Annotated in this window: 9 protein-coding genes and 1 riboswitch; of the genes, 1 reads left to right on the forward strand and 8 read right to left on the reverse strand. The window is 38.8% G+C overall.

Annotated elements, in window-relative coordinates; translation table 11 throughout:
• Positions 1–9 precede the first annotated feature (9 nt).
• The 6 genes from BN358_RS17095 to groES all read right to left on the reverse strand — a co-directional run bounded on the left by BN358_RS17095 (position 10) and on the right by groES (position 11,319).
• Positions 10–204: a DUF4926 domain-containing protein gene (locus BN358_RS17095; protein WP_019229751.1), complete on the reverse strand. Its 195-nt coding sequence runs from the start codon at positions 202–204 to the stop codon at positions 10–12.
• Positions 205–221: 17 nt separating this feature from the next.
• Positions 222–1,892 carry a DUF6883 domain-containing protein gene (locus BN358_RS17100; RefSeq protein ID WP_019229752.1) on the reverse strand — a complete coding sequence of 557 codons (1,671 nt, stop codon included), beginning with the start codon at positions 1,890–1,892 and terminating at the stop codon, positions 222–224.
• A 453-nt stretch (positions 1,893–2,345) separates the two neighbouring features.
• Positions 2,346–2,819: a hypothetical protein gene (locus BN358_RS17105; protein WP_019229753.1), complete on the reverse strand. Its 474-nt coding sequence runs from the start codon at positions 2,817–2,819 to the stop codon at positions 2,346–2,348.
• A 19-nt stretch (positions 2,820–2,838) separates the two neighbouring features.
• On the reverse strand, positions 2,839–9,006 hold the full coding sequence (locus tag BN358_RS25720; RefSeq protein ID WP_232233362.1) for a peptidoglycan-binding protein: 6,168 nt from the start codon (positions 9,004–9,006) through the stop codon (positions 2,839–2,841).
• Between the two features lie 382 nt (positions 9,007–9,388).
• Positions 9,389–11,017 carry a chaperonin GroEL gene (gene groL / locus BN358_RS17115; RefSeq protein WP_019229755.1) on the reverse strand — a complete coding sequence of 543 codons (1,629 nt, stop codon included), beginning with the start codon at positions 11,015–11,017 and terminating at the stop codon, positions 9,389–9,391.
• Between the two features lie 20 nt (positions 11,018–11,037).
• Complete coding sequence (gene groES / locus BN358_RS17120) at positions 11,038–11,319, reverse strand: co-chaperone GroES (RefSeq protein ID WP_019229756.1); 282 nt, start codon at positions 11,317–11,319, stop codon at positions 11,038–11,040.
• A gap of 352 nt (positions 11,320–11,671) precedes the next feature.
• On the opposite strand from groES, the gene fba reads away from it, so the two are divergent.
• Positions 11,672–12,601: a class II fructose-1,6-bisphosphate aldolase gene (fba, locus tag BN358_RS17125; protein WP_019229757.1), complete on the forward strand. Its 930-nt coding sequence runs from the start codon at positions 11,672–11,674 to the stop codon at positions 12,599–12,601.
• Positions 12,602–12,679: 78 nt separating this feature from the next.
• On the opposite strand, the gene BN358_RS17130 is transcribed toward fba, so the two are convergent.
• Together BN358_RS17130 and abc-f are read right to left on the reverse strand one after the other, a co-directional pair.
• Positions 12,680–13,876, reverse strand: a complete 1,197-nt coding sequence (locus tag BN358_RS17130) for a cation diffusion facilitator family transporter (protein WP_019229758.1) — start codon at positions 13,874–13,876, stop codon at positions 12,680–12,682.
• A 10-nt stretch (positions 13,877–13,886) separates the two neighbouring features.
• Positions 13,887–15,800 carry a ribosomal protection-like ABC-F family protein gene (gene abc-f, locus BN358_RS17135; RefSeq protein ID WP_019229759.1) on the reverse strand — a complete coding sequence of 638 codons (1,914 nt, stop codon included), beginning with the start codon at positions 15,798–15,800 and terminating at the stop codon, positions 13,887–13,889.
• A 92-nt stretch (positions 15,801–15,892) separates the two neighbouring features.
• Positions 15,893–15,970, reverse strand: a riboswitch (NiCo riboswitch).
• Positions 15,971–16,075: the final 105 nt, after the last annotated feature.

The raw sequence follows: 16,075 nt of genomic DNA on the forward strand, positions 1-16,075 counted from the left end.
GTGGTCACATTAGTTTTCAACCAATTCAAGGTCGTCATCACCAACTGTCAATAGTTCAAGTGTTTCTCCGTTTTCATCAACAAATTCGACCTCATATTTATTAGGATTTTCGTGAAGTATAAGCATTACAGCACCTTTTGTCCCTCTGGGGATTAGTGGATTTAAGTCGCTTTTAGCTCTAACAACATCATATTCTTTTAACATTGGCTCCTCCAATATGCTTATTTTTTTGTTGGTATTGACGTAACCAATCTTACAACATCATCTTCTGCGCTTTTCATCCATGCAAAAGTAACGTCTATTACTTTACCGTTTGCTCCGGTGATTGAAATTGATTGATTGAATTTAGTTCCGTATTCTGTAACTCCTGTTTGTACTGCCTTGGTCGGATCAAATACAATCTGTTTAGCTAAATCATCCATGTTACTTTGCGTATATCCTAAAGCCTCTTTAAACCATTTCGCTTTACTACCTCCAACAGGGTGATCAGCATTCAACAAATATCTTGTTAATTTATCGTCTACGCTTTGTCTGGACAGTGTTTGAAGTGCATCGCTCCCACCCTTAATTTTATTTAATTGATTACTTACTCCCAAAGCATTCTTTGTTATAGCTACTGCAGCACCAAACATAGCCATTGTTCCTTCAGCTTGAGAATTCATCTCTTCACCAAATAGTTTATTTAGCTCAGCAACTGAAAGTTTGCTTACATCAATGCCTTTAGATGACATACGCATTAACTTGTTTTGAAATGCAGCAACAGTCATTGCAGTATATCGAGGGTCTCCTTCAAACTCTTCTATTGGGCGATTGTCCCACCATATTGTATATGCAATATCAACATTCTTATCTCCAGTATCTATCGCTAAAATGGTTGGTTTAGTATAATCCGTCCCCTTATCACATTTTTTAATGTAATTATTATAATCTCTGACCTGGGACAAATCTAATCCATGTACAGGTGCAGGTGCTGACGATACAATTCCCTCAATAAACATATCTTTATGTTCTTGTCGATAATACCGATAATCAAAACTCTTTTCTGTCTCTATTTTTTCTTGTCTTTTTGAATATGCTCCATATGGATCTAAGTCATCTATTACAGGACGTAGTCCATCTGGGTCTATATAAATAACCGGATTATTTTTTACATACAGATACTGTATAAGCTGAACAGGGTCTTTAGCATAGTCTGTAATGTCATAGACACTGCCATCCAAGATCTGATCAGTTGAATCAAACCTTCTGTTTTGCGCATCATAGAACCTTGCTTTTGCATAGTACATACTAAGCACGCTGTCATAATCATGAGTAGCATACCTCTTCACCATGTCAAGTTCTCGCTGTCCGCACTTTAATACTGCGTTGTGGGTAATTTCTCCCCATTCGTTGTAGTGAGTCCAGCCTTCTACTTTTCCGGTCATTGGACTTGTCAGGTAATCTGCCGTGCCTAGATAGTCCATGTGATAGTACAGCCTTATCTGGTTGACCTTCTCAATTAGGTTGCCCGCACTTGTATCCACGCCGGTGATGTTGACACTTAGTCTGTCATTGCCGTAGATGTAGCGGTATTCAAGACTGTTTACTTCGTACTCCATCAGAGGTTCGAAGGTATCGCTGGTGTAGTCCACAACAAACTGCTTTACAACAGTGGAGGTCTTGTTAAGTTCAGGGCTGGCTGCTACTACCTCCGGAGCAAGCTTATCCTTTTTGTCCTTCTTGCCTGTCTGTGGGTCTACAACGACCTCTCCCGCTACCATGTTTGTCAGAGCAGATACGTCATGGTAGCCGTAAGCATTCTTTTTAATGACCCATGTATTTTCAACAAGGGCACCCAGACCGTTGTACAGATATGCGCTGCTTTCTCCCAGCTCATTTACCCCAAGCACCATTTTGTTTGTCTCGTCGTAGGTATACTCTCCGGTGACGGAAATCTTACTGTTCTTGGTATATGTTTCCTGAATGAGGTTACCGCGCCTATCGTATGTGAAATCACTCTGTGTATTCCATCCGTCCTCAGACTTTTTGGTAATCTGGTTCAGGTTATTAAATTTGTAGTCTATGGACTTGTTACCCTCTCTGTTTCATAGTCCAGATTGCTTAAAGAATCATACTGATTGAATATGCACTATAATAGCACTATGACAGGTTCATAAGCCAATATTTACACTTATGTCAGTAACCCCGTCAATGTGCTATTATAATCAATTTTTTAATAGTTATTAACGTCAAGACGGCTGAAGCGTTCCCAAGTCTTGCTCTTGGCGTATACCCCGCACCTTTTTATACCCATATCTCATGCCTTATAGTATTTGCTGTACATCCTTAAACTTACCGAAATTACATCATCCACGTAAAACATAAAGTGTATACAAAATCCAACCATCTCCGAAATCATATCTACGTTCATATTTGTATAGTTCTCTATATGGCGGGACGGAATGTGTTAAATCTACTTGAAGGTATGTCTCGTTTGCAATAAAGATTTTGACGTTTCCACTAAATATTCTAACAGCATAATCTTTCTCAGTGTTCTTTGCCAATTCAAATAAAACTTCCTCAATATCAGTAGGAATATTGGGTGTATTGAATACTGTGGAACTAAATGAATAATAAATGTCTTCGTCCGTATCCCTTGCCATTTCAACAAGTGTTCGGAGCTGCCCTAAATTCTGGGTGAAAAATTGCTCAGCTTCAGTAATATATGGTTTTGCACTGTGCTCCAAAATGTAATATGGAGAATGCGTGTATAATAAGATACCAATATATACAATAACCGTAATTGCTAAGCCTAAGGTTATTTTTTTATTTTTGCTCATAAATCAAACTCCTTAAAAACTAATGAAAAAAAGCCTGTGATTCAGGTGCAAGTATTCCATCCACGTATCCCTGAAGACTGTTTGTATACCATGAATACAACAACATTTCGATATCTGTGTCGGTAACTTTTGGATGTTCATTGTAAACACTGCGCATGATGCCATGTTCTGGTGCTTTAGTATCTGGGGCTTCCGGCGTCCAGATATATCCGTAGGCATCAAATAATCCTAAGACATGTCCAAATTCATGTGCATTAACCATAGCTACGTTATCTACACCACCTTTTTTAGGTTCTCTGTATCCTTCCCATCCTAACGGTATCTCATAGCTTGTCGTCCACTCTGTCGACCACCAAGCAGCCCCTAATGCTAATCCTCTTCCTTCTTTGCTAATATTTAGCTTTATATCTGCTTCTGATTTTCTGAGAGTCCTAGTTGGGGAAACTTTTATTGAAACATTCCCAGAAACACCTTGAATGCTGATATTTCCTTTACCCCAATATTTCAAACCATCTACTACGCGTTTTACATAATTGTTATATGTGGTCTCATCAACCGGTTTTTCACATTTAGTATAAACAATGTGGTATCCTCCTTGACGATATATTTTTCTTTCTTTTGTTACATCCTCAGAAATATAAATTTTAGGTGCATAATTTATTACTATATCATTTCCAGATACCACAATATTAAGCGTATTTGTTCCCTTACGTCCTGTCCAAAATTCTTCTTCAAGTGTTTTATTTATGCTGAACCCCATCTTTTCCCATGTTTTTCTGTCAACATTTCCTGTTTCTTTGAGTCCGTTATTTTTCTGAAACGCTTTAACTGCTATATCTGTACTACTTGTATAATGATTAAGATCGTCAATTGTAAAATGCGTATAATAACGTTCATATCCATTATCCAACAAATACTTATTTAACATAAATATATCTGTACCATATGCACGATCCTTAAGTACAGTACCAGTTAAAAATCTACCTGTAATATCAACATATACAACAGGATTATTCTCAACATACAGATACTGAACAAACTGTACAGGATTTTTCACATAATCTGTAATGTCATATTTACTTCCGTCTAAAATTGGATCAATTGAATCAAACCTTCTGTTTTGCGCATCATAGAACCTGGCTTTGGCATAGTACATACTAAGCACGCTGTCATAGTCATGTGTCGCATAACGCTTCACCATGTCAAGCTCTCGCTGTCCGCACTTCAGTACTGCATTGTGGGTGATTTCTCCCCATTCGTTGTAGTGAGTCCAGCTTTCTACTTTGCCGGTCATTGGACTTGTCAGATAGTCTGCCGTACCCAGGTAATCCATGTGGTAGTACAGCCTTATTTGGTTGACATTTTCAATTAGGTTGCCCGCGCTGGTATCTACGCCAGTGATGTTGACACTCAATCTGTCATTTCCGTAGACGTATCGGTATTCAAGACTGTTTAATTCATACTCCATCAGTGGTTCGAAGGTGTCGCTGGTGTAGTCCACAACAAACTGCTTTACAACCGTGGATGTCTTGTTAAGCTCAGGGCTGGCTGCTACTACCTCCGGAGCAAGCTTATCCTTTTTGTCCTTCTTGCCTGTCTGTGAGTCTACAACGACCTCTCCCGCTACCATGTTTGTCAGAGCAGATACGTCATGGTAGCCGTAGGCATTCTTTTTAATGACCCATGTATTTTCAACAAGGGCTCCTAAACCATTATAAAGGTATGCGCTGCTTTCTCCCAGCTCATTTACGCCAAGAGCCATTTTGTTTGTCTCGTCGTAGGTATACTCTCCGGTGACGGAAATCTTACTGTTCTTGGTGTAGGTTTCCTGAATGAGGTTACCGCGCCTGTTGTAGGTAAAATCGCTCTGGGACATCCATCCGTCTTCGGTCTTTTTGGTAATCTGGTTCAGATTATTAAATTTGTAGTCTATGGACTTATTTCCAAGCTCGGTTTCATAAGTCAGGTTACCCAAAGAATCATACTGATATGTTCGTGTCTTGTTGCCGTAGTTCTCGTGTGCTGATGTTATGCGGTGCAATGCGTCATATGTGTAGGTGTTTTCAACTGTTGCCTCTCCTGTACCATTTCCACGCATGTATTCATATGTCATATTGCCGCAGTAATCGTAGGTATAGGCATGCTTCTGCTGCTTCATGTCATTGTTTGATGGGTCTGTATCAGTTACCTTCAAAAGCTGGCCTACGGAGTCGTACTGATAATCTTCAACCCAGCCGTGTGGGTATTCCATCTTAGAAATACGGTTCATGCCATCGTAGGTATAGCGGGTTGTACGTCCATCGGTTTCTGTTACTGACTTCAAGTTGCCCAAAAGGTCATAAGTCTTGGCAGCAGTGGTGTTGTCAGGATACTTGACTAAGGTCTGGTTGCCTGTTTCGTCGTAGTTGTATTCAACAACCTTTCCTTTTGTGTCGGTAGTCCTGGTAATGCGGTTTAATAAATCAACCTCGAAGGATGTCCTGCCTACCCAGTCGTTCATTTCCACCAGATCTCCTACCTTATTGTATCGGTAGGATACCTCTTTTCCTCCATTATAGTTGATAGAGGTAATCATATCAAGACCATTATAGGCATATGCAGTCACTTTTCCGTCGGCGTCTGTCTTTGTTTTAAGATTTCCGTTACCGTCGTATACATAGGTTGTAACTGATCCCAGTGCATTTACTTCCTTTGTCACAAGTCCTCTGCCGTCAAACTCGTACAAAGTGATTTCCCATTCGTTCACATTGTCCTGTGTATCTATGTGGTGCATTGATGTCTTTATTAAATTGTTCATTGAATCATATTCAAACAAGGCGCTGTTTCCCATAGCATCTATTGTTTCAATAATATTTCCGTTAGCGTCAAGTATATATCTAGTCTTATGACCGCCCTTGTCAGTACTGCTTATTATCTTTCCTTCTCCGTTATATTCAAATGTCTCTGTTTTTCCGTCAGGAGTAGTGATGGAAATGAGGCGGTCTAAGGCATCGTATACATAAGTGGTAGAGCCATCAACTGTTGTCTTCTTAACCATGTTGTGTCTGCCGTCGTACTCATAGGATACGGTATAACCTTCGGCATTAGTTTCAGTCGCCACATCACCACGGTCAGTGTAAGTATAAGAAGTCACGCCTCCACGTGCATCTGTAACGGTGAGGACACGGTCCATTTCATCATAGGTGTATAGGGTTGCATTGCCCAGTGCATCTGTCATTTTAACTATTTTGCCACAATCGTCATAAATATAATGTGTTTGTGCACCTTCTTCGTTGATGACCTTGATGAGACGTCCGTCTGCATCGTAGGTCTTGGAGGATACTCCGCCTTCAGCATCTGTTTTGCTCACCAATCGGTCAAGTCCGTCATAGGTATAGTAGGTTGTGTTTCCGTTACCATCGGTCTCAGAAAGTTTATTTCCATTACCGTCATAAGTGAAGCTGTAAGTATAGCCAGCAGCATCCACGTATGAAATAAGCCTGTCAGCTGCATCATATGTGTACGAGATGCTGTGTCCGTCTGCTTGGATGATTTTCACAACATTGCCATTACCATCATATTCGGTGGTTGTTACGGCACCCTTTGGGTCTGTTATTGATGCAACACGTCCCAGCACGTCGTAAGTGTATGTGGTTGTAGCTCCGTCGGTGTTTGTTTCGGAAATCAGGTTTCCGTCTCTGTCGTAAACCAAGCTGCTTTCACCGCCAAGGGCATTGGTGGTCTTGATCAGATTGCCCACTTTGTCATATTCGAACATAGTGGTGTAGCCTCTGGCGTTTTTCAATTCTGTCATGCGGTTGTTGGAATCGTAGGTGTATGTTACGACATAGCCTTCTTCATCGGTAACGGTAATGTTGTTGCCATTTGAATCGAAGGTATATGCAACACTGGTGCCGTCTTTGTTTGTCATGCCTATGAGCTGACCCTTTGCATCGTAGAAGAATGTAACTACATGACCCATTGGATCGGTAGTGCTTGAGATACGGTCCATAGAATCATAGGTATTGGCTGCGCTTAGCCCCAGCGGTGTAATCTCAGTTAGTCGATTACCGTCTTGGTCATAGGTATATCGAGTAATTCCTCCCATTGGGTCTGTGCAGGAAGTCATATTGCCGTCTGCATCATAAGTGTATTCACGCACGTTGCCGTTTCTGTCTGTGTCTTTAATTAGCTGTCCTAATGCGTCATAGGACTGTGATGAAGTATATCCCAGAGGGTCGATGGCTCCCGTTGTATTTCCTTCGGCATCATAATCATAGGTACGAAGATTTCCGTTCCAGTCTGTTGAAGAAATTAACCTGTCAAGGCTGTCATACCTATAAGTGTAGGATTTACCGTCTGCATTGATTATCTCGGTGATATTTCCGTTTTTATCATATACTGTCCTTGATGTGTTGCCTTCGGGAGTCGTGGTTTCTGATAGTCTTCCCATCAGGTCGTATGAATATTGTGTTGTATTTCCTTCTGCATCGGTTATTGAGGAAATTTCATTATTTTTAGTATATGTGTATGTTGTAACATATCCCATTGAATCTGTTCTTGTAAGAACATTGCCCATAGCATCATAGGCCTGGGATGTGATTCCTCCGTTTGGATCTGTGGTTGAAAGAATTCGGCGATTGCTGTCATATGTATATGTAGTAACACCGCCTAATTCGTCAGTAATGCTTGTGATAGCCCCGTTGGAGTCATAGCTGTAGCTTACAACTCTTCCGTCTGCATGTGTAACAGAGGTAAGCCTTCCAAGTTCATCATAGCTGTTGTTTGTAACAAAGCCTCTTGAGTTGGTTATACCTGTATTGTTATACCTGTTGTCATAGATATATGATTCAGTGTTTCCGGCTGGTGATGTGATACTTTCAAGATTTCCAACGCTGTCGTAAACGTAAGTGGTTTTACTGTTTAGTGCATTTGTAGAACTGGTCAGACTGTTGTTTGCATCATATATATACGTGGTTATGCTTCCGTTTCTGTCACGTTCTGAAATCAGGTTGCCGTTGGCATCATAATTACGAATGGTGCTCTGATTCATTGCATCTATCACCTTGGTCTGATTACCGACACCGTCATAGTAATATTTTGTCTCATTGCCGTTGGCATCAATATTGGACATTGTTCTTTGCATACTGTCGTAACCATTGTCAATCACACCACCCATAGGATCGGTAGTAGTCAAAAGATTTCCGTTGGCATCGTATGTGTAACGCCATGTGGCACCAACTGCATTGGTCATTGATGTCATACGTCCACCTGCGTCGTAGGTATACATGGTCGCTGCACCGTTGGCATTTGTTGTAATATTAAGGTTACCGTCTGTATCATATTCATAGGTTGTAACATTGCCTAAAGGATCGGTGATGGAAGTAATATTACTCATAGCGTCGTATGTATATGCTGTTATATTACCCATCCAATCGCTCTCTGTAAGATTAAAGCCGTTTCCGTCAACGGTGTATTCTTTTACGTTACCTGAAGGGTCAGTTACTTTCACTAATTTTCCTGCTGATGTATACTCGTAGTATGTTGTTGCTCCGTCAGGCAGTTTCTGTGAAAGGATTCGCCCTATTTCATCATAGGTGTAGTTTGTGGTGTTGCCTAAGGCATCTGTGGCGCTAGTACGGTTTCCTGCTTCATCATAATTATAAGTTGTGATGTTACCCAGGGCATCCGTTGATGAAATAAGGTTGTTGTTTTCATCATATTCAAAATATTTTATATTGCCGTTTCCGTCCGTTACGGAGCTTATGTTGCCGTTAGTATCGTATTTGTAGGTAGTTTGTGCTCCCTCGCCGTCAGTGTATCTTATGAGCTGGTTATTCACATTATAGCTGAATTTCTCCAGGCTTCCGTCAGGATATTTTATTTCACTTATGTTTCCTCTGTCATCGTGTTGGTATGTTGTTTTGTTCCCGTTTTTATCGGTTTCCGACACTCTCTGGTGAAGCTCGTTATATTCTATGAGTTTTGTTCCGTAACTGTCTGTTTCTTCTATGATTCTTCCCAGCTCGTCGTATATGATGTACAGCTCATAGCCATTGTCTCTCGTTACGGTATTTTTTCTTGCCAGAATGTCGTATGTGAAACATGCTGTTCCCTGTTCTTTCACATATTGAGTTATGACTCTTGCCTGGTCGTCATATGTGTTTTCAATGTACTTTGTTCCGTTGAAATCTGTTATGCTTGTCATGTATCCTTCGGGTGTGTATGCGTATATGAGGCTGTCTCCGTCAGGGTTCATGCTTTTTTCAAGGTTATCTCCGTCATAGGTGTATGTAATTGTCCTTCCCGTGCTATCTGTTACTGCTGAAATGTGATCACCGCTCCATGTAAATATGAATTCTCCTGCAGGGTTTGTTACTGTTGACAGCTTATCTCCGGTATATGTGAATGTATATGATTCGCCATTTAAGTTCTCTATTTTCTTGATGTTTCCGTCACTGTTAAAGCTGTAGGCTGTTCCGTCCTAAATAATTTCAGTTCTCTATAACAGTCATAAAAAAACCGTCCAGCTAAAGCTGGACGGTTTTATCACTTAGTCAACATATTCAATACTATAACTTAAATTGTTATTACATCATTCCCGGCATTCCGCCACCCATTGGAGGCATTGCTGGTTCATCTTTTTTTGGTTCGTCAGCTACAGCTGCTTCTGTTGTCAACAGCATTGAAGCTACGCTTGCTGCATTTTGAAGAGCTGATCTTGTAACTTTAGTTGGGTCAACTATACCAGCTTCAATCATGTTTACATATTTTTCGTTCAAAGCGTCAAAGCCGATTCCTTTAGCGCTGTTTTTGATTTTTTCAACAATTACGCTTCCTTCAAGGCCAGCATTTGCTGCAATTTGTCTAACCGGTTCTTCCAGGGCTTTTTCAATTATTTTTGCACCTGTTTTAGCGTCTCCTGTCAAGCCTGCTGCAACTTCAGAAACAACTTTAGTTGTAGCCAGAAGAGCAACGCCTCCTCCTGATACAAGGCCTTCTTCAACAGCTGCTCTTGTAGCATTCAAAGCATCTTCAATTCTCAATTTCTTGTCTTTCATTTCAGTTTCTGTTGCTGCACCTACATTGATAACTGCAACGCCGCCTGTTAATTTAGCAAGTCTTTCCTGAAGTTTTTCTCTGTCAAATTCAGAAGTTGATTCTTCATATTGAGATTTGATTTGTTTTGCTCTTTCAGCGATTTCTTCCTGTGAGCCTGCTCCGTGAACTATTATTGTGTTTTCCTTATCTATTTTAACTGTTGCTGCATTACCAAGCATGTCAATAGTTGTGTCTTTTAGTTCATATCCTAATTCTTCAGTTATTACCTGGCCGCCTGTAAGAATTGCAATGTCTCTTAACATTTCTTTTCTTCTGTCGCCAAATCCAGGTGCTTTTACTGCAACACAGTTAAATGTTCCTCTTAACTTGTTGAGTATTAGTGTTGTAAGTGCTTCACCTTCAATGTCTTCAGCTATGATTACAAGTGATCTGCCTGACTGAACTATTTGTTCCAATATAGGAAGAATTTCCTGTATGTTGGAGATTTTCTTGTCAGTTATAAGAATGTATGGATTATCCATAACTGCTTCCATTTTTTCTGTGTTTGTAACCATGTATGCTGATAAGTATCCTCTGTCGAACTGCATACCTTCAACTACTGTAAGGTCAGTTCCCATAGTCTTGGATTCTTCAACAGTGATAACGCCGTCTTTTCCAACTTTGTCCATAGCCTCAGAAATCAATTTTCCTATTTCTTCGTCTCCGGCTGAAATTGAAGCAATTTGAGCGATTTCTTCTGAAGTTTCAACTTTCTTTGTTGTGCTTTTAAGTTCAGCTACTGCTGCTTCCACTGCTGCCTGAATTCCTCTTTTAAGTATCATAGGGTTAGCGCCTGCTGCAACGTTCTTCAAACCTTCTCTTATAATAGCCTGAGCAAGAAGAGTTGCTGTAGTAGTACCATCACCTGCAACGTCATTTGTCTTTGTTGCAACTTCTTTTACCAGCTGAGCTCCCATGTTTTCAAACGGATCAGCAAGTTCGATTTCTCTTGCTATTGTAACACCGTCATTTGTAATAACAGGTGAACCGAATGATTTTTGAAGAACTACGTTTCTTCCTTTAGGTCCTAATGTTACTTTTACTGTATCTGCTAAAGCATTTACGCCTCTTTCCATTGAACGGCGTGCATCTTCGTCAAATTTTATTATTTTTGCCATTTTCCATACCTCTCCTTATATTATTCTATAACTGCTAAAACATCAGATAATTTGATTATTATCAATTCTTCTCCGTCAACTTTAACTTCAGTTCCCGCAAATTTGGAGAAAATTACTTTGTCTCCAACCTTTATTTCATCTTTTTTCTTTTCATCAGCTGTGATTCCTGCTCCTACAGCAAGAACTTCTGCTACTTGTGGTTTTTCTTTTGCAGTTCCTGGCAGCACGATGCCGCTTTTAGTTTTTTCTTCTGCTTCTACCATTTTAATTACTACTCTTTCGCCTAATGGTTTAACTGTCATAATTTGTTCCTCCTATTTTATTTAATGTAATTATTTATCCATTTGATTGTTAGCACTCAATGTCGTAGAGTGCTAACACTTACAATCTATATAATAACCAATTGTTGTTTCGTTATCAAGTGCCATTTAGCATAATTTTCGATTATTAAACTAATTTAAAGAGATTATTAACATTATTTCTTTAGATTGCTTTAATTTTCTTAATATTTCTCATTTTATGTTCATTTTGGATTTTGTTCACAATATTTAAATAAAATTTACAAAATAGTTGATGTTTTTTACCCTTGACTATAGTATAATTTGAATATATAGTATAACACATTTCAATTATTAATATTTAGGAGGAAATAAAATGTCTCTTGTAACATCAAAGGAAATGTTCAAAAAAGCTTATGAAGGCCATTATGCTGTTGGAGCCTTCAATGTAAATAATATGGAAATTATTCAGGGTATTGTGGATGCCGCTAAACAGGAAAATGCACCAGTGATTCTCCAGGTTTCCGCAGGAGCCAGGAAGTATGCAAATCCAATTTATTTAAGAAAGCTGGTTGAGGCAGCAATAGAAGACTCAGGAATAGACATTTGCCTTCACTTAGACCACGGCGAAGATTTTGAAATATGCAAGCAGTGTGTTGATGACGGATTTACATCTGTTATGATTGACGGTTCAAAATATTCTTTTGAAGAAAATATAGCATTGACTAAAAAAGTCGTTGAATATGCTCACAGCAAAGGTGTTGTTGTTGAAGCAGAACTTGGAAAGCTGGCAGGTGTTGAAGATGCTGTAAAGGTAAACGCAAAAGATGCCACATATACAGACCCTGACCAGGCAAGGGAATTTGTTGAGAGAACAGGTGTTGACTCTCTTGCTATTGCCATAGGCACAAGCCACGGAGCTTACAAGTTCAAGGGAGACCCAAGCCTTGACTTTGCAAGACTTGAAACTATTGAAAAACTTCTGCCGAACTTCCCGTTAGTTCTTCACGGTTCATCATCAGTTCCAAAAGAATTTGTTGATCTTTGCAACAAATTCGGCGGTGCGATTCCTGGAGCTGCAGGAGTGCCTGAAGAAATGCTGAGACGTGCTTCACAGATGGGAGTTTGCAAAATAAACATAGATACTGACTTAAGACTTGCCATGACAGCATGCATAAGACAAGTGCTTGTTGAAAATCCTGCAGAGTTTGACCCTAGAAAGTACTTAGGACCAGGAAGAGTTGCAATTAAAGACATGGTAGCTCACAAAATGAGAGACGTACTTGGCTGCAGCGGAAAAAGATAAGATATAGAACATAAAGAGAGTTGAGCCTGAGCTCAACTCTTGTTTTGTAAATTCAAGTATTATATTTCCTTGTCAATATCATTTCAAATATGGATTGTTCATGTATGTAGAAACGTAATTTTTATCTATGGTCACTACTGCAAAATATCTTTCATTTTCTTTCTTCACTGCCTTTTCAATAATTTTAACCAGCTCAGAAGGCTGCATATCGTAATCCACAGGAATCAGCACATCAAATATTAAATTTGTGTGAGTTTCTCCCTTAACAACCCTGAAATCGTGCATGGTGAGCTTTTCATCTATTGCTCTGATTATTTTACCCGTGCTGCACCTAAGTTTGTTAATTTCAGGATCATTTGTTATTATGGGGTCCAGATGTATTACAAGGTTGACGTCGCATTCCTTTGAAATGTCTCTTTCAATGTTGTCAATGAGGTCATGGGACTTGAGTATATCTTCCTTTGCATCAACTTCTGCATGCACTGTTGCAAAATACCTGTTGGGTCCGTAATTGTGAACCACCAGGTCATGTATGTTCAAAATTCCTTCATAAGACAATATTTTTTTCTCAAGCATGCTTATAAGCTCAACATCAGGCATTTCTCCAAGGAGAGGATCTAATATGTCCTTTAATATTCCTATCCCTGAATACAAAATGAACAAAGCAACTAAAATCCCCATGTATCCGTCTATTTCGAAGCCTGTAAACAATGATATCAGTGCAGATGCAAGAACTGCCGATGTGGCAAAGACGTCATTTCTTGAATCCATGGATGCTGCCTTTATTGTTGTTGAATTTATTTTTACTCCAACATTAAAATAAAATCTGCTGAGCCAAAGTTTCCCTGCTACTGAAATGAAAAGAACAATAATCATGGCAAGGGAATATATTGTTTTTTCAGGATTGAGAATTTTGTTGAAGGACGACTTTAAAAGTTCTATTCCAACTAATAGAATTACAATACCTAGTACAAGCCCCGTAAGATACTCTATTCTGGCGTGCCCGAAGGGGTGATCCTTGTCTGCTGGCTTGCCGGATATTTTAAATCCAATGAGGGATATTACATTTGAACCTGCATCTGACAGATTGTTCACGCCGTCTGCCATTACAGAGATGCTGTTGAAAATTGTTCCTACAGCAATTTTACTAAGGCTCAACAAAACATTGACGACAATTCCAACTATGCTGCTTACAGTTCCATACGTCTGCCTCACGCCTGAGTCCTTTACATTGTAATAATCCTTTATAAACTTTCTAATAATATAATCAGTCATTGTTTCTCCTTTACTGATATAGTTCCAGTTCCAAATACAAATTTTCTATTTTTTCTTTGAGTTTTACATATTCATCATATTTATTATTATATTCATTTAAATCCCATTCAGCAGAACTTGTGTTAAGTATTTTTTCAAGCTCTATGATTTTGTTTTCTGTGTCAAGAATATTGTTTTCAAGCTTCGCCAAATCCCTTTTTGCTTTTTCTGCAGCTCTTGTCTCTTCCTTTTTCTTCTGATAAACTTCCTTGTTTTTAGAAACTGTCTTTTCTTCCTTTACTTCAGCAGACTGCTTTAATTCTGCAATTCTTTGCTTTTCATTTTTGTAGCTTTCATAATCAAAATCATAAATTTTAAATTTTTTGTTTTCAATTTCTCCTATGCATGTTGCAATTTTATCCACAAAGTATCTGTCGTGGGACACAAAAAGTATTGTGCCTTCATAATTTATGAGGTTTTCCTCCAGCACTTCCCTTGATTCAATATCAAGGTGGTTTGTGGGTTCATCAAGGACAAGTGTGTTTACATTTTCATAAATGAGCATGCCTAACTTAAGCCTTGATTTTTCGCCACCTGATAATGTGCTTATATGCTTGTAGACATCTTCTCCTGCAAACATGATTTTAGCCAGCTCCTTGCGTGCTTCGCTTATGGAAATCCCATAATGATATGAAAAATAATCAACAATTGAAACATCTTCCCTGTCGAAAGAAACTTCCTGAGGAAGATATCCAATCTTAACATTTGAGCCTATTTTTACGCTTCCTGCATCGCTTTTTATTTCATCCAGTATTATTTTAAGCATGGTGGATTTTCCAGTTCCGTTTTCTCCCAAAATGCAGAGGCTGTCTTTGTAAAACAATGTGAAGCTCAAATCTTCAAATAATTTCTTCAAATCAAAAGATTTTTCTAGGTTTTCAACCTTTATTACTTCTCTGCCGGTTCTTGACACATTGTCTATGTGAAAATCTGCAGTTTTTTTGTCAACTATAGGTTTGTTTATTTTTTCTATTTTTTCAAGCCTTTTTTCAAGTTCCTTCGCTCTTTTGTACATTTTGTCGGAATCACGCATTTCTCCCCATATGCGGTATCTTTGAATCTGATCTTCCATTTTCTTAATCTTTTTCTGCTGGCTTTCATATTCCTTCATTGCCTGCAAAAAACGCAGTTCTTTTTCAGCCACATACTTTGAATAGTTCCCGTTGTAAATCTGTACACCGTCTGGTTCAAGCTCTATTATTTTGTTTACAACCCTGTCAAGAAAATATCTGTCATGGGAAACTATTACAATGGTTCCCTGATACAAATTCAAATATTCTTCAAGCCACTCAACGCTTTTTATATCCAGATGGTTTGATGGTTCATCAAGAAGAAGCAGTTCCGGCTCTTCAAGAAGAATTTTACCGAGAATTACCCTTGTTTTTTCTCCACCGCTCAGCAAATTAAACTTTCTGTTTTGAAGTTCTTCCGATATTTCAAGACCCTTAAGTATTTTGCTCAATTTTTCTTTCACGCTGTATCCGCCGGCTATTTCATAGCAATCATGGAGATTGCCGTATTTTTTTATGGCTGTTTCAAGCTCTTCACCTTTAAGAATATCAAATGTCTTTTCAATTTCTTCCATTTGAGTTTTTATTTCTTCTGTATTTTTAAAGGCTTCTTTCAAAACATCCAACACTGTGTTATCATCATCATAATTTGGTATTTGTTCAAGGTATCCTATGGTTAATCCTTTTCTTTTGTTGACCTGGCCTTCCTGGAAACTTTCTTTGCCTGCCATTATCTTCATCAACGTTGTTTTTCCTGTACCATTTCGGCCTATTAAGGCAATTTTGTCCTTTGTCTTTACATCAAATGTTACATTTTCAAATATTTTATCCACACCATACATTTTTGATAAATTGCTTATTCCTAATTCAATCATTATATTCCCTCTATTTTTTAATCATATGTTAACTTTTTCACTTATGTCCGAAAAATTGGGTTAGAACATACAAAAATACCCGTGGAACATACTACCGTCCCACAGGTATAACCTGCTGCCATTGGCCCAGCCCCATGAACAATGTCCATCGCCTGCTCAGTTTGTACTGTATTTGCGTAAAATTACGTTGCAGTGCAAAAAGATTTATTTAAATAATAATACTATATGTAAAAAAAATTGTCAAGAAAATGAAAAAAAGCCTCCGAAGAGGCCTT

Source organism: Sedimentibacter sp. B4 (genome assembly GCF_000309315.1).
Taxonomy (GTDB): domain Bacteria; phylum Bacillota; class Clostridia; order Tissierellales; family Sedimentibacteraceae; genus Sedimentibacter; species Sedimentibacter saalensis.